Origin of the sequence: Streptomyces sp. NPDC020780 (genome assembly GCF_044334475.1) — a bacterium.
Lineage (GTDB): Bacteria > Actinomycetota > Actinomycetes > Streptomycetales > Streptomycetaceae > Streptomyces.
Window position 1 is genome coordinate 89,736 of sequence record NZ_JBIRTB010000015.1, and the last position, 18,015, is coordinate 107,750.

Annotated in this window: 16 protein-coding genes; 12 read left to right on the top strand and 4 right to left on the bottom strand. The window is 72.8% G+C overall.

What is annotated here, in order from left to right:
• Positions 1 to 3: 3 nt before the first annotated feature.
• The 8 genes from ACH4VO_RS26135 to ACH4VO_RS26170 all read left to right on the top strand — a co-directional run bounded on the left by ACH4VO_RS26135 (position 4) and on the right by ACH4VO_RS26170 (position 10,173).
• The gene (locus ACH4VO_RS26135; protein ID WP_360993923.1) at positions 4 to 1,185 is read left to right on the top strand and encodes a Gfo/Idh/MocA family oxidoreductase; all 1,182 of its coding nucleotides are present in this window, start codon (positions 4 to 6) and stop codon (positions 1,183 to 1,185) included.
• Complete coding sequence (locus ACH4VO_RS26140) at positions 1,182 to 2,006, top strand: PmoA family protein (protein WP_360993926.1); 825 nt, start codon at positions 1,182 to 1,184, stop codon at positions 2,004 to 2,006. Before ACH4VO_RS26135 ends, ACH4VO_RS26140 begins: the two co-directional genes overlap by 4 nt.
• The gene (locus tag ACH4VO_RS26145; protein ID WP_360993928.1) at positions 2,003 to 3,544 is read left to right on the top strand and encodes a family 43 glycosylhydrolase; all 1,542 of its coding nucleotides are present in this window, start codon (positions 2,003 to 2,005) and stop codon (positions 3,542 to 3,544) included. Before ACH4VO_RS26140 ends, ACH4VO_RS26145 begins: the two co-directional genes overlap by 4 nt.
• A gap of 100 nt (positions 3,545 to 3,644) precedes the next feature.
• Entirely contained in the window at positions 3,645 to 4,979 is a 1,335-nt protein-coding gene (locus tag ACH4VO_RS26150; protein ID WP_360993931.1) for a sugar ABC transporter substrate-binding protein, read from the top strand.
• 126 nt (positions 4,980 to 5,105) lie between these two features.
• Positions 5,106 to 5,936: a rhamnogalacturonan acetylesterase gene (locus ACH4VO_RS26155; RefSeq protein ID WP_360993934.1), complete on the top strand. Its 831-nt coding sequence runs from the start codon at positions 5,106 to 5,108 to the stop codon at positions 5,934 to 5,936.
• A 120-nt stretch (positions 5,937 to 6,056) separates the two neighbouring features.
• The gene (locus tag ACH4VO_RS26160; RefSeq protein WP_360993937.1) at positions 6,057 to 7,388 is read left to right on the top strand and encodes a pectate lyase; all 1,332 of its coding nucleotides are present in this window, start codon (positions 6,057 to 6,059) and stop codon (positions 7,386 to 7,388) included.
• 146 nt (positions 7,389 to 7,534) lie between these two features.
• Entirely contained in the window at positions 7,535 to 8,641 is a 1,107-nt protein-coding gene (locus tag ACH4VO_RS26165) for a pectinesterase family protein (protein ID WP_360993939.1), read from the top strand.
• Positions 8,642 to 8,796: 155 nt separating this feature from the next.
• Entirely contained in the window at positions 8,797 to 10,173 is a 1,377-nt protein-coding gene (locus ACH4VO_RS26170; protein WP_360993942.1) for a cellulase family glycosylhydrolase, read from the top strand.
• Positions 10,174 to 10,620: 447 nt separating this feature from the next.
• On the opposite strand, the gene ACH4VO_RS26175 is transcribed toward ACH4VO_RS26170, so the two are convergent.
• The 3 genes from ACH4VO_RS26175 to ACH4VO_RS26185 all read right to left on the bottom strand — a co-directional run bounded on the left by ACH4VO_RS26175 (position 10,621) and on the right by ACH4VO_RS26185 (position 12,542).
• A complete protein-coding gene (locus tag ACH4VO_RS26175; RefSeq protein ID WP_360993945.1) occupies positions 10,621 to 11,193 on the bottom strand; it encodes a SigE family RNA polymerase sigma factor in 573 nt (190 codons plus the stop codon).
• A gap of 88 nt (positions 11,194 to 11,281) precedes the next feature.
• The gene (locus ACH4VO_RS26180; RefSeq protein ID WP_360993948.1) at positions 11,282 to 11,767 is read right to left on the bottom strand and encodes a GNAT family N-acetyltransferase; all 486 of its coding nucleotides are present in this window, start codon (positions 11,765 to 11,767) and stop codon (positions 11,282 to 11,284) included.
• Between the two features lie 4 nt (positions 11,768 to 11,771).
• On the bottom strand, positions 11,772 to 12,542 hold the full coding sequence (locus tag ACH4VO_RS26185) for an IclR family transcriptional regulator (RefSeq protein WP_360993951.1): 771 nt from the start codon (positions 12,540 to 12,542) through the stop codon (positions 11,772 to 11,774).
• Positions 12,543 to 12,707: 165 nt separating this feature from the next.
• On the opposite strand from ACH4VO_RS26185, the gene ACH4VO_RS26190 reads away from it, so the two are divergent.
• The 4 genes from ACH4VO_RS26190 to ACH4VO_RS26205 all read left to right on the top strand — a co-directional run bounded on the left by ACH4VO_RS26190 (position 12,708) and on the right by ACH4VO_RS26205 (position 16,912).
• Complete coding sequence (locus tag ACH4VO_RS26190; RefSeq protein ID WP_360993953.1) at positions 12,708 to 14,228, top strand: aldehyde dehydrogenase (NADP(+)); 1,521 nt, start codon at positions 12,708 to 12,710, stop codon at positions 14,226 to 14,228.
• Positions 14,225 to 14,836 (top strand): DUF1349 domain-containing protein, encoded by a 612-nt coding sequence (locus ACH4VO_RS26195; protein ID WP_360993956.1) that lies wholly within the window; start codon positions 14,225 to 14,227, stop codon positions 14,834 to 14,836. The genes ACH4VO_RS26190 and ACH4VO_RS26195 overlap by 4 nt, the downstream gene beginning before the upstream one ends.
• Before the next feature lie 206 nt (positions 14,837 to 15,042).
• On the top strand, positions 15,043 to 15,780 hold the full coding sequence (locus tag ACH4VO_RS26200) for a DsbA family oxidoreductase (RefSeq protein ID WP_360993959.1): 738 nt from the start codon (positions 15,043 to 15,045) through the stop codon (positions 15,778 to 15,780).
• Positions 15,781 to 15,850: 70 nt separating this feature from the next.
• The gene (locus tag ACH4VO_RS26205) at positions 15,851 to 16,912 is read left to right on the top strand and encodes an aminotransferase class V-fold PLP-dependent enzyme (RefSeq protein WP_360993962.1); all 1,062 of its coding nucleotides are present in this window, start codon (positions 15,851 to 15,853) and stop codon (positions 16,910 to 16,912) included.
• Between the two features lie 26 nt (positions 16,913 to 16,938).
• On the opposite strand, the gene ACH4VO_RS26210 is transcribed toward ACH4VO_RS26205, so the two are convergent.
• On the bottom strand, positions 16,939 to 17,973 hold the full coding sequence (locus ACH4VO_RS26210; protein ID WP_360993964.1) for a LacI family DNA-binding transcriptional regulator: 1,035 nt from the start codon (positions 17,971 to 17,973) through the stop codon (positions 16,939 to 16,941).
• Between the last annotated feature and the right edge of the window lie 42 nt (positions 17,974 to 18,015).

Genomic DNA, 18,015 nt, shown 5'->3' on the forward strand with positions numbered 1-18,015 from the left:
CGGATGCGGACACGCGACACCACCCGACCCGTCCCCCTCGTCCTCGCGGGGGCCCGGGGCCACGGACGCTGGCACCTCGCCAACATCCGCCGGCTCCAGCACCAGGGCCTCGTCCGGCTCGTCGGCGTGTGCGAGCTGAACCCGCTGACCGACGGCGAGCTGGCGGCCTTCGCGAGTGAACCGCCCGCGCAGTCATCCGACTTCGGCGCCCTGCTCGACTCCACCGGGGCCCACGCCGCCGTCATCTGCACCCCCATCCCCACCCACACCGAGCTCGCCCTGACCGCCGCCGCCCGCGGGGTGCACCTCCTCCTGGAGAAGCCGCCGGCCGCCACCTGGGCCGACTACGCCCGCATGGCCGACGGCGTCCGGGAGGCGGGCATCGCCTGCCAGATCGGCTTCCAGTCCTTCGGCTCGCACGCCGTGCCCGCCATCAGGGAACTCGTGGGTGCCGGAGCCATCGGCACCGTACGGGGCGTCGGCGCCGCCGGCGCCTGGGTCCGCGACGACGCCTACTTCCGGCGGGCACCCTGGGCCGGGCGCCGGCGGATGGGCGGCACCGACGTGGTCGACGGCGTCCTCACCAACCCGCTCGCCCACGCCGTCGCCACCGCGCTGGAACTCGCGGACCGGGGAAGGGCCGAGGACGTGGCGTACATCGAGACGGAACTCTTCCGCGCCCACGACATCGAGGCCGACGACACCAGCTGCGTCCGCGTCACCACCACCGGCGGGCCGCCGGTCACCGCCGCCGTCACCCTCTGCGCCGAGCGGGCCGACGAGCCGTACGTCATCGTCCACGGCGACCGCGGCCGCGTCACCTTCTGGTACAAACAGGACCGGGTCCTCGTCCAGCGCGCCGGACACGGCCCCGAGGAGGCCGTGCACGGGCGGACCGACCTCCTGGAGAACCTCGTCGGCCACCTGGCCGACGGCACCCCGCTGCTCGTACCGCCGCACCGCACCGGCGCGTTCATGCGCGTCGTCGAAGCCGTACGGACCGCCCCCGATCCCACCCCGCTGCCCGCCGAGGCCTGGTACACCGAACCGGCCGCCGAAGGCACCGGAGTGCGGCGCGTCGTACGCGGTGTCGACGGCCTGGTCGCCGCGGGAGCCGACACCCTCACCCTCTTCTCCGAACTCGGCGCCTCCTGGGCGCGACCCAGCGAGGTGAACACCCCATGACCGGAGCACTTCTCAGCTGCGCCGGACGCCCCGTCGGCCGGTACGGCTACGGGTCCGGGACGGACGGGCGCCCCTACCTCCACCCCGTCACCACCCTCGCCGGCACCCCCGTGACCGAGGAGCGCCCCGCCGACCACATCCACCACCTGGGCGTCTCCGTCGCCGTCCCCGACGTGGCCGGGCACAACTTCTGGGGAGGCAGGACCTTCGTCCGCGGTCAGGGACCCACCGAGCTCGACAACCACGGTGTCCAGTGCCACCGGGGCTGGAAGCTCCGCGACCCCGACGGCTTCGTCCAGGAGCTGAGCTGGGAGGCCGGCGGGACCGAGCTCCTGCGCGAGCACCGCACCGTCGCCGTGAGTGCACTCTCCGACACCGCCTGGGTCCTGGACCTCTCCTTCTCGCTCACCAACCGGGGCTCCACCGCCCTGTCCCTCGGCAGCCCCGCCACCAACGGCCGCCCCGGCGCCGGATACGGCGGCTTCTTCTGGCGCGCCCCCAAGGAGGCCGCCGCCCCCGCCGTCTTCAGCGACACCCGGGAGGGCGAGGAGGCGGTGCACGGCGCCCCGGCCGACTGGCTGGCCCTCGCCGGTGACGGCTGGACCCTCGTCTTCGCCGGCGCGACCGAGGAGACCCGGCGCGACCCGTGGTTCGTACGGACCACCGAGTACCCCGGAGTGGGCTCCTCCCTCGCCGCGGACCGGCGGCTGCCCGTCGAGGCGGGTGCCACCGTCGTGCGGCGGATCGTCACCGTCGTCGCCGACGGCCGGCTCGACCGGGCCACCGCCGCCGCGTACGTGCGCACGGTGGTGACCGCGTGAGCGCGCCCCCGGCACTCCCCGCCGCCGACCTCGGGGACGGCACCTACCGCAACCCCGTCCTCGGCGCCGACTGGTCCGACCCGGACGTCGTGCGGGTCGGCGAGGACTACTACCTCACCGCGTCCAGCTTCGGCCGCGTCCCCGGACTGCCGCTCCTGCACTCCCGGGACCTGGTCAACTGGACGCTCCTCGGCCATGCCCTCGACCGGCTCGAGCCGGCCGCCGACTTCGCGGTGCCCCGCCACGACTGCGGGGTGTGGGCCCCCTCCCTGCGTCATCACGCCGGACGCTTCTGGATCTTCTGGGGCGACCCCGACCACGGCATCCAGCAGGTCAACGCCGAGGACATACGGGGCCCGTGGACCTCTCCCCACCTGGTCAAAGCGGGAAAGGGGCTCATCGACCCCTGCCCGCTGTGGGACGAGGAGACCGGTGAGGCCTACCTCGTGCACGCCTGGGCCAGGTCGCGTTCCGGCATCAAGAACCGGCTCACCGGCCACCGGATGAGCACGGACGGGCGCGAACTCCTCGACGAGGGCACGACGCTCGTCGACGCCGACACGATCCCCGGCTGGTTCACCCTGGAGGGCCCCAAGCTCTACCGTCACGACGGCCACTTCTGGATCTTCGCCCCCGCCGGGGGAGTGGAGACGGGCTGGCAGGGCGCCTTCCGCTCGCGGGAGTTCTCCGGCCCGTACGAGGAGCGGGTCGTCCTGGCCCAGGGCCGCACCGACGTCAACGGCCCGCACCAGGGCGGCTGGGTCAGGACCGCCGCGGGCGAGGACTGGTTCCTCCACTTCCAGGCCCGCGGTGCCTACGGCCGGGTGGTCCACCTCCAGCCGATGCGCTGGGAGGGTGGCTGGCCGGTCATCGGCGACGAGGGCGAACCCGTCCTCGTCCATCGCAAGCCGAAGGCCCCCGAGCAGGCAGTCGAGGTCCCCGCCTCCAGTGACGGCTTCCCCGGCGGCCGGTACGGCAGGCAGTGGCAGTGGACGGCCGACCCCCGGCCCGGCTGGACGGTCGAGCACGCGGGTGACGGGCTGCGGCTCAGCTGCGTACGGACGGCGTACGCGCACGACCTGCGGGCCCTGCCCAACGTCCTCGTGCAACGGCTGCCCGCCGAGGAGTTCACCGTCGAGACGGACCTCGCCCTGCACAGCGGGGAACCGGGGGCCAAGGCCGGCCTCGCCGTCCTGGGCGACGCCTTCTCGTGGATCGGCCTGGAGGCCGGTCAGGACGGGGCGGCCCGGCTCGTCCACCGCTACGCCGAGACCGTCGCCGAGCACGAACGGGACGCGGCACACCCCCGCCCCGCCCCCGGGGCCCGGGTGCGGCTGCGCATCGAGGTCACCCGGGGCGCCCGCTGCCGCTTCTTCGCCGACACCGGCGACGGGGACGGCCTCCGCCCCTCGGGCCAGGTCTTCGCCGCCACCCCCTGGCGCTGGGTCGGCGCCCTGCTCGGCCTCTTCGCCACCGCGCCGGTCGGTACGGGACCCTCCGGCACGGCCTGCTTCACCGCGTTCCGCACCAGCCGCTGACGGCACGGACCCCCAGACACCCCCACGGACGTACAGACCAGCACCAGCACCTGCGACACCAGCGATTCCACCGACACGTACCGAGAGAGAAGAGCCGACGATGACCATCTCGAAGAACCAGCGGGGGCGTGCCGCTGCAGCGGTGTCCCTGACGGCGGTACTCGCCCTGACGGCCACCGCGTGCGGTGACGACGGCAGCGGCACGGGCACCGAGGGCAGCGGCAAGGGCGAGATCACCTTCTGGGACAACAACGGCGGCCCGCGGACCGCCGTCTGGACCGAGATCATCAAGGACTTCGAGAAGAAGTACCCGGACATCAAGGTGAAGTACGTCCCGATCCCGATCGCCGACGTCCAGTCCAAGTACGACACCGCCATCGCGGGCGGCGGCCTGCCCGACGTGGGCGGGGTCGGCACCGCCTACCTCGCCAACATCGTGTCGCAGGAGGCCCTCGAACCCCTCAACAAGCGGCTGGAGGAGTCGCCGCTGAAGGGCAAGCTCGTCGAGGGCATGGTCGAGAGCGTCAGGGCCGCGGCCGGCCGGGGCGACGACATGTACTCCATACCGACCTCCGCGAACAACGGCGCCCTCTGGTACCGCACCGACCTGTTCGCGCAGGCGAAGCTGGACCCGCCCACCACCTGGCCCGCGTTCTACGAGGCCGCCGAGAAGCTCACCGACGCCAAGAACAACAAGTTCGGCTACACCATCCGCGGCGGCGCGGGCTCCATAGCCCAGGCGCTGGACGCGATCTACGGGCAGACGGGCATCACCGAGTTCTGGGACGGCGGCAAGACGACGCTCAACGACCCGAGGAACGTCGCCGCGCTGGAGAAGTACGCCGGCCTCTTCAAGAGGACGACTCCCGCCGCCGACGTCAACAACGACTTCACCAAGATGGTCGCCCAGTGGGACACCGGCACCATCGGGATGCTCAGCCACAACCTCGGCTCCTACCAGGACCACGTGAAGGCCCTCGGCGAGGACAAGTTCGCCGGCATCCCCGCGCCCATCGGGGAGGGCGGTAGCCGGGTGCAGGTCTCCAACCCGGTGGACGGGCTCGGGCTGTTCCGCAGCAGCAAGAACAAGAACGCGGCCTGGAAGTTCATCGAGTTCGCGGCCTCGCACGAGTCCAACAGCAAGTGGAACGAGTCCGCGGGCGCCATTCCGGCCAACACCGAGGCGGCCAAGGACCCGTGGATCAGCAAGTCCGAGCCGACCGCGCTCGCCGCGAAGGCCCTCACGGACGGCTCCACCAAGATCGTCGACCTGCCGTACTACCTGCCCGACTGGAACAACATCAGCAAGGCCGACAACGAGCCGGAGTTCCAGAAGGTGCTGCTCGGCAAGACCACGGCCAAGGCGTTCCTCGACAAGATGGCCGACGAGCTGAACACCGCCCAGAAGGAGTGGTCCGAACTGGGCAACGGCTGACCCGGCCGTCCCCTCACGGCCGGCACCCGGTGACCGGGGGACCGGCGGCGGTCCGGGTCGCGCCCCGCCGCCGGTCCCTCTCCCCGCACGTCCCGCGCGTACGCCCCACGAGAGAGGCAGACCCCCGTGTCACTCACCCGCAGACGGACGGCAGCAGCGCTCCTCGCGCTGCCCCTCGCCCTCGCCGCCACCCCCGCGGCCGCGCACCCGGGCGGTGGCGTGGGCAGACCCCGGGCCCGGACACTCCACATCGCGGGCGACTCGACGGCGGCACAGAAGTACGCCGACGCCGCTCCCGAGACCGGCTGGGGCATGGCCCTGCCCTTCTTCCTCGCCCCCGGCCTCACCGTCGCCAACCACGCGGTGAACGGGCGCAGTTCGAAGAGCTTCATCGACGAGGGCCGTCTCGCCGCCCTCCTGGACGGTGTCCGCCCCGGCGACCTCGTCCTCGTGCAGTTCGGCCACAACGACGAGAAGACCGAGGACCCGGCCCGGGGCACCGACCCGTACACCACCTACCAGGAGTACCTGCGCCGGTACGTCACGTCCGCCCGGGCCCGCCGGGCGGAGCCCGTGCTGCTCACCCCGGTCGAGCGCCGCCGGTTCGCCGCCGACGGCACCGCCAGGCCCACCCACGGCGCGTATCCCCCCGCGATGCGCGCCCTCGCCGCCGAGGAGGGGGTGGCCCTGCTCGACCTCCAGGCGCTCTCCCTCGCCCGCTGGCAGGAACTCGGGCCGGCCGCCACCGGGACGTACTTCAACTGGCTGGAGCCCGGGCAGTCGCCGAACTACCCCGACGGCAGGCAGGACAACACCCACTTCAGGCCGGCGGGAGCCATCGACGTGGCCCGGACGACGGCCCGGGCGCTGCTCGACGAGGGGGTGCTCGCCCGGCGCGATCTGCGCCGCCTCGACGAGCCGGTCCCCGAGTCGTGGATCACCTGGCCGCAGGCCTGACCCCCGGCCCCTGACCACCTGGCGGCAGGCCCGACCCCCGGCCCGAACACCCGGCCGCAGACACGACCTGCGGCCCTTCTCCGCACCGCACCTTTCCCGAACGACAGTTAAGGATTCGCCATGCCCGCACGCATGAGTCATTCCCGAGCCATCGCCGTGGTGATGGGCTGCGCCTCCCTCGCCCTCGCCGTGAGCGTCCCCGCCCAGGCCGCCCCGCACCACCACGGGAAGGGCATCGAGCGCAGCGTCCTTCCCGCCGGTGACGGCTGGGCGGCCGCCGACGGCTCCACCACGGGCGGCTCGAAGGCCACCCCCGACCACGTCTACACCGTGACCGACCGGGCCGAGCTCATCGCCGCCTTCGAGGAGGCGGGCGACGCCCCGAAGATCGTCCGGGTGGTGGGCACCCTGCACGGCAACGCGGACGCCGACGGCACCCCGATCGGCTGTGAGGCGTACCAGCAGGACGGCTACACCCTGGAGAAGTACCTCGCCGCCTACGACCCGGCGGTCTGGGGCACCGACGCGGTTCCCTCCGGCCCGCTGGAGGACGCCCGCGACGCGTCCGCGAAGCGGCAGGCCGCGGCGGTCAACGTGTACGTCCCGTCCAACACCACGCTGGTCGGCGTCGGCGAGGACGCCACGGTCATCGGCGCGAGCCTCCAGGTGAAGAACGTCTCCAACGTCATCGTCCGCAACATCTCCTTCGAGGACACCTACGACTGCTTCCCGCAGTGGGACCCCACCGACGGGGCCACCGGCGCCTGGAACTCCGAGTACGACAACCTCGTCGTGTACGGCTCCAGCCACGTCTGGGTCGACCACAACACCTTCAGCGACGGCGACCGCCTCGACGCCGCCCAGCCCCACTACTTCGGAGAGGTCTACCAGCAGCACGACGGCCTCTTCGACATCGTCCGGGGCGCCGACCTGGTCACCGTCTCCTGGAACGTCCTGACGAACCATGACAAGACGATGCTCATCGGCAACAGCGACGGCGCCGGCGCGAGCGACCGGGGCAGGCTCCGCGTCACGCTGCACCACAACCTCTTCAAGGACGTGAAGGAACGCGCCCCCCGCGTCCGCTTCGGCCAGGTCGACTCGTACAACAACCACTTCGTCGCCTCCGAGGGCGCCGCCTACGGCTACACGTACGGCATCGGAGCCGAGTCCCACCTCGTCGCCGAGCACAACGCCTTCACCGTCCCGGCCGGCCTCGACAAGGCGACCATCCTCAAGAAGTGGTCCGAGTCCGCCCTCACGGCGGGGGACAACTACGTCAACGGCCGCAGGACCGACCTGATCGCCGTGCACAACGCCGGCTTCCCCACGGCGCAGCTCACCGAGGGCGCCGGCTGGACCCCCGCGCTCCGCACGCGGATCGACGACCCGCGCGCCGTGCCCGCGCTCGTGGGCCGCGGTGCCGGCGCCGGGCGGGCCCCCGGCTGCTGACCCTCAGGGCCCCCGAACCGGCCGGAGCGGCACCGCACGCTCTCCAGCACCCCGGAGGGCGCCGCTCCGGCCCACCCACCCTGATCCCCCTGATCCACCCGCGCATGATCCACCCGCGAAGGAACCCCCCGCGAAGGAGCACCATCATGCTCAGCCGACGCAGCGCCCTGTCCCTGCTCGCCGGCGGGAGCGCCGTCCTGGCGCTCGGCGCCGCGACCGCCGCGCACGCCCGCACCTCTCCGGACCAGCCCTTCGGCCGCTACGGCTCGCCGTCCCGCCGCCTCGACCCCCGGACGCTGTACGTCGACCCGCACGGCCGGGGCGACCACACCGGCGTCCAGCCGGCCGTCGACGCAGCCTCCGGCACGGGACACACCCTCGTGCTCGCCCCCGGCGTCTACCGGGGGACCGTCACCGTGACGGCCGCCAGGACCGGCCTCACCCTGGTCGGCGCGAGCGGCGACCCGCGCGACACCGTCCTCGTCCACGACAACGCGGCCGGCACCCCCAAGCCCGACGGCTCCGGCACCCACGGCACCTCCGGGTCCGCGACCACGACCGTCCAGGCCGCCGGTTTCACCGCCCGCGACCTGACCTTCGCCAACGACTGGCTGCGCGCGGACCACCCCGGATACACCGGCACCCAGGCCGTCGCGATCAAGGTCCAGGGCGACCGCTCGGCGTTCTACCGCTGCCGCTTCCTCGGCCACCAGGACACCCTGTACGCCGACTCCCCGTCCCTCACCGCCTTCGCCCGCCAGTACTACCGCGACTGCTACGTGGAGGGTGACGTCGACTTCGTCTTCGGCCGCGCCACCGCCGTCTACGACCGCTGCCACTTCCGGACCCTGACCCGCACCGACCTGACGTCCGCACCGTACGGTTTCGTCTTCGCGCCCAGTACCGCCGGGGCCAACCCGCACGGCTACCTCGTGCTGCGCTCCCGTGTCACCAGCACCGCTCCCGACGGGTACTACAAACTGGCCCGGCCCTGGGTGCCCTCCTCCGACCTCACCGCGCGCCCCATGCTCACCGTCCGCGACAGCCACCTCGGCGCGGGCATCGACGCCCTCACGCCCTACGGCACCATGTCGGCGGGTTTCCCCTGGCAGGAGCAGCGCTTCGCCGAGTACCGCAACACCGGCCCCGGCGCCCGTGTCACCGTCCCCGCCGAGCGCCCCCAGCTGAACCGGGCGCAGGCCCGCTCGCACACCCCGGCCGACTGGCTCGGCGACTGGCAGCCGTACGCGTGAACCCCGGCGCCCCATAGGGCGCTCCCGCCCGCCGGTCCCGCGGAGTTCCGCGGTCCGATGCCTGTACGCACACCGGTCCACGGGTGTACGGTCTCGGGCCGACGGGCTTTGGGAGCGCTCCCATGTCGCTTCCGCTTCGTACGAGGAGGAACGCTGTGAAACGCATACTGGCCTTACTGGCGACCTGCGCGACGGTCCTGGGCCTCACGGCCCTGTCCGCTCCCCAGGCGGCGGCCGCCGCCGGCTGCAGGGTCGACTACACGCTGTCCAGCCAGTGGCAGGGCGGCTTCCAGGCCGCGGTGAAGGTCACCAACCTGGGTGCCCCCGTCACCGGGTGGCGGCTCGGGTTCACGTGGCCGGACGGGGGGCAGAAGCTCGTCCAGGGCTGGAACGCGACCTGGTCGCAGTCCGGTTCCGCGGTCACCGCCGCCGGCGTCGACTGGAACCGTACGCTGGCCACCGGCGCGGCTGCCGACCTGGGCTTCACGGGCTCCTTCACGGGCGCCAACCCGATGCCGACGGCGTTCACGCTCGACGGCGTCGCCTGCACGGGCTCCGTCGGCGGAGAGGACCCGCCGACCACGCCGGGCGACGGCACCCCCGTGGGCATCAACGGACAGCTGCACGTCTGCGGCGTCAACCTGTGCAACCAGTACGACCGCCCCGTCCAGCTGCGGGGCATGAGCACCCATGGCATCCAGTGGTTCGCGCCGTGCTACAACGCCGCCTCCCTGGACGCCCTGGCGAAGGACTGGAAGTCCGACCTGCTGCGCGTCGCCATGTACGTGCAGGAGGACGGTTACGAGACCGACCCGGCAGGCTTCACCAGCCGTGTGAACGGCCTCGTCGACATGGCCGAGACCCGCGGGATGTACGCCCTGATCGACTTCCACACACTGACGCCGGGCGACCCGAACTACAACCTCGACCGCGCGAAGACGTTCTTCGCGTCCGTCGCCGCCCGCAACGCCGGCAAGAAGAACGTGATCTACGAGATCGCCAACGAGCCCAACGGCGTGAGCTGGGCGGCCGTCAAGAGCTACGCCGAGCAGGTCATCCCGGTGATCCGGGCCGCCGACCCGGACGCCGTCGTCATCGTCGGCACCCGCGGCTGGTCCTCGCTGGGCGTCTCGGACGGCTCCGACGAGAGCGAGGTCGTCGCCAGTCCCGTCAATGCCGCCAACATCATGTACGCGTTCCACTTCTACGCCGCCAGCCACAAGGACAACTACCGTGCCACCCTGAGCCGGGCGGCCTCACGACTGCCGCTGTTCGTCACGGAGTTCGGCACGGTGAGTGCCACCGGAGGCGGGGCGCTGGACCGGGCGAGCACCACGGCCTGGCTGGACCTGCTCGACCAGCTGAAGATCAGCTACGCGAACTGGACCTACTCCGACGCTCCCGAGACCAGCGCCGCGTTCCGGCCCGGCACCTGTGACGGCGGCGACTACAGCAGCAGCGGTGTGCTGACGGAGTCCGGGGCGTTGCTCAAGAGCCGGATCAGCACCCCCGACGCCTTCCCCACGGGCTGACCGGGGAGGTTCTGCCGACCGGACCGTCAGGACGGCCGCCCGCGCGCCTTCGCACGGGCGGCCGTCGACCGGATCGGTCGTCCCCGGTGTCCGAGGCCGTGCGGCGGCGGTGCGTGTCGTCCGGGTGTTGCCCGTATCCCTCGGTCCGGCGCCCCGTGTTGTCGCCCGTGCGGCGGACGCACGGCTCGAACTTCCTGCCGCCGACGCCGTGGACCGGCTCGTCCGCTCACGCGGGCTGACCGTTCCTCGGCGGCGGGGAGTGGCGCGCCCGTGGCCGCCCGCCCCGCGCCCGCCACCCGCAGCCACGGCCCCGCGGCCGGCGGGGGACGGGGCGCGCGGGCTGGGGGCTCCCCGCCCCCGCCACGCCCGACTCGTGCGGGCATCCGTTCCCGGTCCGGCGGTGCGAGGCTGCGGCGGTGTGCGGCCGCTGCCGCCGACGCTCCCCGTTCACCGTCGTCGTCCGGCGCGCCGTGGCACCACGGCCACCTGTACCCGGGCGGCCGGTTCCTCGGGCTCCAGCAGCCGCTGCAGTTCCGCCACACCGCGCGAGGTCTGGCTCTTCACCGTGCCGACCGATATCCCGAGCACCAGCGACGTGTCCCGCTCCGAGTGGTCGAAGGCGTGCCGCAGCACCACGCACGCCCGCTTGCGGAACGGCAGTTGGCGCAGGGCTCCTTGGACGTCCACCACCGCCGACACGTCGGGTCCGTCCGCGGCGTACCCGTCCCCGGATTCGTGGGGCGCCCAGAAGAGGGCGATCCTGCGGCGCTCCCGTACGGTGCTCCGGATGCGCGTCCGGGCCAGGTTGGCGACGACGCCTCGCGCGTACGCCACCGGGTGGTCGGCGTCCCTGACCCGGTCCCAGCGGGGCCAGAGCGCCGTCAGCGCGTCGGCCGCCAGGTCGTCGGCGGCGTCCACCTCCCCCGTCAGCAGGTGGGCGAAGCGGGCGAGTTCGGCGTAGTGCGCGTCGAAGAACGCATGGAAATCGGTTGCGGCGGCATCGTCCACGACCGTGCCCACGGGTACCCCTCCCCTGCACTCGAATTCCTGCACGCCCCGCCCGGACGCGCCGCGAACAGAACGGCGTACGTCCCCTCCCTGCAACGTGTCACCCGTAGGGTCGGCCGTCCAGTCGCAGGAGCACCTCGTCGGTCTCCTCGCCGCGGGCCTCCGCATAGCCCCGGTCCCTGCCGGACAGGACGAACCCGCACTTCTCCAGTACGCGGACCGACCCCGTGTTGTCCGCGGCGGCCCGCGCGTGCAGCGGGCGTTCCGGTACGGCGTCGAGCAGCGCCCGCAGCGCGGCTGTCGCCAGGCCCCTGCCCCAGTGCGCCCGGTCGATCCAGTAGGTGACCTCGCGCTCGGCCGGCGGCCCGTAGACGCCCGTGTTGCCCACCACCACGCCGTCGGCGAGCACCGTGCGCATGACGACGGTGTCCGAGGCGCGGATGCGCTGCCAGTGGGCGTCGAACATGGCCCGGTCGGACGGGTCCGCGCTGGTGAAGGCGGCCACCCGGGTCGCCTCGGGGTCGCTCATGAAGGCGAAGAACAGGGGCAGGTCGCCGTCCCGGACCTCGCGAAGGGTGACGCGCATGGGATCAGAGTCTCCTGGTCGCGAGGGTGAGGCGGTCGCGGGCGTCGAACAGCGCGTCCTTGACCAGCTGCTCGTGCGCGGGGGTGAGCCGGGCGACCGGCACCGAGCAGCTGATCGCGTCCCGCGCCGGCGTGCGGTACGGCACGGCCACGCCGAAGCAGCGCAGCCCGAGCGTGTTCTCCTCGCGGTCCACCGCGTACCCCTGCTCCCGGATGACGTGCAGCTCCGCGATCAGCTTCTCGCGGTCGGTGAGGGTGTGCTCGGTCAGCGCCGGCAGGGTCTCGGGCAGCATCGCGCGGACCTGCTCGTCGCTGTGGGTGGCGAGCAGCGCCTTGCCGAGAGAGGTGGAGTGGGCGGGCAGCCGTCGGCCGACCCGGGTGAAGGGGCGCAGGTAGTGCTGGGACTGCCGGGTGGCGAGGTACACCACGTTGGTGCCGTCCAGCCGGGCCAGGTGGATGGTCTCCGTGGTGTCGTCCGCGAGCCGGTCCAGGGTGGGCCGGGCGGCGGCGACGACCTCGTCACCGTCGATGTAGGAGGTGCCGACGAGCAGGGCGCGCACCCCGATCCCGTACCGCGTGCCCGTCGCGTCGGTCTCCACCCAGCCGAGCTCCACGAGGGTGCGCAGCAGCATGTAGAGGCTGGACTTGGGGTAGCCGACGGCTTCCTGCACGGCGGCCAGCGAGTGCATACCGGGGCGTCCCGCGAAGTACTCGAGGAGTTCCACCGTCCGTACCGCGGACTTGACCTGCGCCCCACCAGACTCGGCAACCGACATGCCTCATGCCCCTTCCAGCCCTCTTGCCACAACCGTGCGCGACCCTGCGACTTCTTGCCAACACCGAACACCCGGAAATAGAGTTCCCGCATATTCACGATCAGGAATTCTGTTCAGAATACCGAACAACTCCTGATGTGCAGCAGTGGAGCGGAAGGAAACACGGTGGCAGCAGCACCAGTCTGGAGTGTCGACCCCCGCACCGGGAACCCGCGTGAGCAGGTTGCGGTGGAGGCTACAGCGGAGGAGGTCGACCGTGTGGTCCGGGCCGCGCACGCCGTGCGCGGTGCCCTGGCCGACCGCACCGCTCGCGCCGCGTTCCTGCGCACCGCGGCGGATCTGCTCGCCGAGGCCCAGGATCACGTCATCGAGGCGGCCGACGCGGAGACGGCGCTCGGCCCTGCCCGGCTCACCGGTGAACTCGCCCGCACGGCGGCCCAGCTGAGGGCCTTCGCGGAGGTCGTCGAGGAGGGCGCGTTCCTCGACATCCACATCGACCACGAGGACGGCAGCAGGACCCCGCCCTGGCCGGACCTGCGCCGCTACAAGATCCCGCTCGGCGTCGTCGCCGTCTACGCCGCCAGCAACTTCCCGCTGGCCTTCTCCGTACCCGGCGGTGACACCGCCAGCGCGCTCGCGGCGGGCTGCCCGGTCGTCGTCAAGGCCCACCCCGACCACCCCGCCACCTCCGAACTCTGCGCCTCGCTCCTGCGCCGGGCGGCCGCCCGCAACGGCCTGCCCGAGGACCTGGTGAGCGTCGTGCACGGCTTCGACGCCGGTGTCGAGCTGGTGAAGCACCCGCTCGTCGCCGCAGCCGGCTTCACCGGTTCGATCCGCGGCGGCCGGGCCCTGTTCGACGCGGCGGCGTCACGCCCCACCCCCATCCCGTTCCACGGCGAACTCGGCTCCCTCAACCCGGTCGTCGTCACCGCGGCGGCCGCCGCCGAGCGCGGGGAGCAGATCGGCGCCGGCCTCGGCGGCTCCATGACGCTGGGTGCCGGTCAGTTCTGCACCAAGCCCGGCTTCGTCCTCGCCCCGTCCGGCGAGGCGGGCGACCGGCTGCTGAAGTCGCTGACCGAGACGGTCAGCGACACCGGCTCGGGCGTCATGCTCGACCACCGGATGCGGGACGCCTTCGTCGCAGGCGTGGCCGAGCGGGCCGCGCTCCCCGGCGTGGAGGCCCCGGTCACCCCCGGCGCGGGCGGCGAGCACACCGTCTCCGCGGGCTTCCTCACCGTCCCCGCGCGGCGGCTGGCCGAGGAAGGGCCGTACGACGCCCTGCTCGAGGAGTGCTTCGGCCCGGTCACCGTCGTCGCACGGTACGACTCCGAGGACGAGATCACCGCCGTGCTCTCCCGCCTCCCCGGCAACCTCACCGCCACGCTCCAGATCGCCACCGAGGAGGCCGACGGCGCCGCCGCCGGACTGCTCGCGGCGCTGACCCCGCTGGCCGGCCGCGTCCTCGTCAACGGCTGGCCGACCGGCGTCGCCGTCGCCCCCGCCCAGCACCACGGCGGTCCCTATCCGGCCACCACCTCCACCTCCACCTCGGTCGGCGCCACGGCCATCGAGCGCTGGCTGCGCCCCGTCAGCTACCAGTCGACACCCGACGCCCTGCTCCCGCCGGAGCTCCGCGAGGACAATCCGCAGGGTCTGCCCCGCAGGGTCGACGGGCGCCGCGCATGACCATCCGACTTCCCGAACTCCCTTTCGCTCTGCATCCGTTCGGCCCCGAGGGCGGTTGGACCTACGAGAACGGCGTGCTGACCGGCCGGGCGGGCGCGCAGCAGGACCGCTTCGTCCCGCCGGACGGCGACTCCCTGGAGCCCGCCTCGGACGCCCCGCGCCTGCTGGGCACCGTCCCGAAGGGTGACTTCCAGCTCTCCGCCCGGGTGAACGTCGGCTTCGCGGCAGCCTTCGACGCGGGGGTGCTCTACCTGCATGTCGGTGACCGGGACTGGGCGAAGCTCTGCTTCGAGCTGTCCCCGGCCCGCCCCACCATCTGCACGGTCGTCACCCGCGGCCACTCCGACGACGCCAACTCCGCCGAGGTGGAGGGAGAGACCGTCTGGCTGCGCCTCAGTCGCACCGGTGACGCCTTCGCCTTCCACGCCTCGGCCGACGGGGAGAAGTGGACCTTCGTCCGCGTCTTCACCCTCGGCACGAAGCAGGAGCGGGCCTCGGTCCGTGCCGGCTTCCTGGTCCAGTCGCCCACGGGCGAGGGGTGCACGGCGTCCTTCGACCGCATCACCTTCCGCCCCACCGCCCCCGCGGACCTACGCGACGGCACCTGACCCCCCCCGCCCCGGCCCCCGGGCGGTGGGAGGTGACGGACGCGAGAATCGGACATAACGCCCGAATTCCTGTCCCTTGCCTCCCGGCGGCCGGGGGCTCGGAGGGGCTGAGGGAATGGGCGGGGGTGGGCGGGGCGTTGAGGGGCGGTGGCGGAGGGTTTCTCCGTCCGTGTCGGCCTGCCCTGGACCTGGAGAGAAGAAGAGTCATGCGCGTCGAGATCTGGAGCGACATCGCCTGCCCGTGGTGCTACATCGGAAAGGCCCGCTTCGAGAAGGGTCTGGCCGCCTTCGCCCACCGCGACGAGGTCGAGGTCGTCCACCGCTCCTTCGAGCTCGACCCCGGGCGCGCCAAGGGCGACACCGTTCAGGTGATCGACATGCTGGTGCGGAAGTACGGGCGCACCCCGGAGCAGGCCAGGGGCATGGAGGCCAACGTCGCCGCCAACGCGCAGGCCGAAGGGCTCGGGTACCGCACCGAGGGCCGCGACCACGGCAACACCTTCGACATCCACCGGCTGCTCCACCTCGCCAAGGCGCGCGGGCGCCAGGACGAACTGCTGAGCCTCGCCTACCGGGCGAACTTCGCCGAGGAGCGCTCGGTCTTCGACGGCGCCGTCCTGATCGACCTGGCCGTGGAGGCGGGGCTCGACGGCGACGAGGCGCGCGCGGTGCTGGCCGACCCCGACGCGTACGCGGACGACGTGCGGGCCGACGAGCGCGAGGCCGCCGAGCTGGGCGGCAACGCCGTACCCTTCTTCGTCCTCGACCGGCGCTACGGCATCTCCGGAGGCCAGCCCTCCGAGGTGTTCGTGCAGGCCCTGGAGCAGGCGTGGAAGGATCGGGACGTCACCGCGCTCACCCCGCTCGGCGGCGACGCGGCGGCCTGCGACGCCGACGGAGCCTGCGAGGTGCCCCGGACGGAGCCGTCCGACCAGCGCGTATAAGCATTTCTTGGACAGCCCGCTCAACTATGCTCAATTGACGACAGGTTGAGCGGGCGTCAGGCTGTCCGGCATGGATACCTCCGCGATCGACCAGGTCAGGGCCACCGAGTTCGCACCCGAGATCACGTATCTGAACACCTCCACCTGCGGGCTGCTGCCCCGCCGTGCCGTCGAAGCCGTCAAGACCCTGGCCGAGGAGAACGCCACGGGCCGCCGGGCCGGCTCGGGGAGTGCCGAGGCGGTCGACGCGGCCCGGGCCGGCTTCGCCCGGCTCGCCGGCGTCACCCCGGACCGGGTCGCCACCGGCGGCTCCGTCGCCGCCCATGTGGGCCTGGTGGCGGCCTCGTTGCCCTCCGGCTCAGAAGTCCTCGCCCCTGAGGGCGAGTTCAGCTCGGTCGTCAGCCCGTTCGCCGTCCGGGGCGATCTGAAGATGCGGTACGTGCCCCTGGCCGGACTGGCCGAGGCCGTGCGGCCCGGTACCTCCCTCGTCGCCTTCTCGGCCGTCCAGTCCTCCGACGGCAGGGTCGCCGACCTGGACGCGGTCCGGACGGCCGCCGCCGCGCACGGTGCGCGGACGCTGCTCGACGCCAGTCAGTCGGCGGGCTGGCTGCCGCTGGACGCCGGGGCGTACGACTACACGGTCACCGGCGGCTTCAAGTTCCTGCTGTGCCCCCGGGGCACCTCGTTCCTGACCGTGACCGAGGAGGCGCAGGAATCCGTGCCGGTGCTGTACGCGGGCTGGTTCTCGGCGGAGGAGCCCTGGAAGAGCACGTACGGGCCGGTCGGGCGGCTCGCCGCCGCGGCCCGCAGGTTCGACGAGCCGGCCGCCTTCCTCGCGTACCACGGCGCCGAGCAGTCTCTCGCCGTGCTGGCCGAGGTGGGTGCCGACGCGCTGTACGCCCACGCCACCGGCCTCGCCGCCCGCTTCCGGGAAGGGCTCGCCGGGCTCGGGCACGAGGCGGTGCCGGGCGAGTCCGCGGTGGTCGCCGTACCCGGACTGGGCAGCCGGGAAGCCGACCTCGCCAGGGCGGGGGTGATGGTCTCGGACCGGGCCGGAAACCTGCGGGCGGCCTTCCACCTGTACAACACCGCGGCCGATGTCGACCACGCCCTGGAGGCGCTGTCCGGCTGAGCCGCGCACCGCGGGCGCCGGTACGCCTACGCCGAGTCCCGGCGCACCAGCTCGGTGGGGAGGATGACCGCGGCCGGGTCCTCCCCACCGATCTGTGCCAGCAGCACCCGCACCATCTCCGAGCTGATGCGGTCCCACGGCTGGCGGACCGTCGTCAGCTCGGGGCGCGCGGCGAGGGCCGCCGGTGAATCGTCGAAACCGCCGACCGCGATGTCCTGCGGCACCCGCCGGCCCGCCCGTTCCAGCGCGGTCAGCACCCCCTGAGCCATCAGGTCCGAGGCGACGAAGACCGCGTCGATGTCCGGCGCGCGCTCCAGCAGCAGCGAGGCCGCCGCCTCGCCGCCCGCCCGGCTGTAGTCGCCCGGGACGACCAGCGCCTCGTCGAAGGGCAGTCCGCACTCGGCGAGCGTCGCCCGGTAGCCCGCCAGCCGCTCCACCCCGCCCGGAGTGTCCAGCGGCCCCGTGACGGTGGCGATCCGGCGGTGCCCGGTCTCGTACAGGAAGCGCACCATCTCCCGGGCTCCGCCGAGGTCGTCGGCGGCCACGTAGCTGACCTTGGATCCGTGGCCGAGCGGCTTCCCGCAGGCCACCAGCGGGACGCCGGCCTCGTGCAGCTGGGAGGCGACCGGGTCGCCCGAGTGGTTGGAGACGAGGAGCACCCCGTCCACGTGCCCGGCGATGTACCGCATGTTGCGGCGCCGCTCGGCCTCCGTCCCGGCGATCATCAGCAGCAGCGGAATGTCATGCGCGGCGAGCGCGGTGGTGCAGCCGCGCAGCAGCACGTTGAAGTTGGGGTCCTCGAAGAACCTCTCCTGCGGCTCGGTCAGCAGGAACGCCACCGAGTCGGAGCGGCCGGTGATCAGGGAACGGGCGTGCCGGTTCACGGTGTAGCCGGTCCGGCGGATGGCGGACTGCACCGCGTCGAGCGCGGCCGGGCTGACGTTGTGACCGCCGTTGAGCACCCGGGAGACCGTGCCCCGGGACACCCCGGCCTCACGGGCGACATCGTGGATCGTCGGCGGCCGGCGGCGTCCCGCGCCGTTCTGTTCTGTGCGGCTCATGATGCGTGATCTTTCATGAAGAGAAGCCCTGTTGAGGAGCTG

Bases quoted from the DNA above. Each gene is read 5' to 3' on its own strand.
- ACH4VO_RS26135 (WP_360993923.1), top strand. From the start codon at position 4: ATGCGGACACGCGACACCACCCGACCCGTCCCCCTCGTCCTCGCGGGG.
- ACH4VO_RS26140 (WP_360993926.1), top strand. From the start codon at position 1,182: ATGACCGGAGCACTTCTCAGCTGCGCCGGACGCCCCGTCGGCCGGTAC.
- ACH4VO_RS26150 (WP_360993931.1), top strand. From the start codon at position 3,645: ATGACCATCTCGAAGAACCAGCGGGGGCGTGCCGCTGCAGCGGTGTCC.
- ACH4VO_RS26160 (WP_360993937.1), top strand. From the start codon at position 6,057: ATGCCCGCACGCATGAGTCATTCCCGAGCCATCGCCGTGGTGATGGGC.
- ACH4VO_RS26165 (WP_360993939.1), top strand. From the start codon at position 7,535: ATGCTCAGCCGACGCAGCGCCCTGTCCCTGCTCGCCGGCGGGAGCGCC.
- ACH4VO_RS26180 (WP_360993948.1), bottom strand. From the start codon at position 11,767: ATGCGCGTCACCCTTCGCGAGGTCCGGGACGGCGACCTGCCCCTGTTC.
- ACH4VO_RS26185 (WP_360993951.1), bottom strand. From the start codon at position 12,542: ATGTCGGTTGCCGAGTCTGGTGGGGCGCAGGTCAAGTCCGCGGTACGG.
- ACH4VO_RS26195 (WP_360993956.1), top strand. From the start codon at position 14,225: ATGACCATCCGACTTCCCGAACTCCCTTTCGCTCTGCATCCGTTCGGC.
- ACH4VO_RS26200 (WP_360993959.1), top strand. From the start codon at position 15,043: ATGCGCGTCGAGATCTGGAGCGACATCGCCTGCCCGTGGTGCTACATC.
- ACH4VO_RS26205 (WP_360993962.1), top strand. From the start codon at position 15,851: ATGGATACCTCCGCGATCGACCAGGTCAGGGCCACCGAGTTCGCACCC.
- ACH4VO_RS26210 (WP_360993964.1), bottom strand. From the start codon at position 17,973: ATGAGCCGCACAGAACAGAACGGCGCGGGACGCCGCCGGCCGCCGACG.